Annotated in this window: 1 protein-coding gene; it reads left to right on the top strand. The window is 39.1% G+C overall.

The genetic code is table 11. The features are described from left to right. Positions 1 to 107 (top strand): immunoglobulin-like domain-containing protein (locus tag SB773_RS34135; protein ID WP_410594935.1); only part of this gene is annotated, 107 nt, incomplete at its 5' end. Positions 108 to 243 lie beyond the last annotated feature (136 nt).

Raw genomic sequence — 243 nt, 5'->3', positions numbered from 1 at the left:
CTAATGGTTCTGGCGATGCAACGGTAACATTGACAGCTACTCTGACTAAGGGTTCTGTATCTCAAACCAAAGCATTTACTGTTACTGTGAAAGAAGAAACTCCTTAAAAAAATCACGAAACGTTACTTCATAAACTCATCTGAGTGAAAGAAGTGGAGAAAACCTCTTAGACTAGGCAACAGCTCAAAATCTAAGAGGTTTCTCTCTAACTACCATGTCGAATAGATTGGCGCAATTCCAATC

This window comes from Bacillus sp. SIMBA_074 (genome assembly GCF_046534555.1).
Lineage (GTDB): Bacteria > Bacillota > Bacilli > Bacillales > Bacillaceae_G > Bacillus_A > Bacillus_A mycoides.
This window is presented reverse-complemented; position numbering and strand designations above follow the sequence as displayed.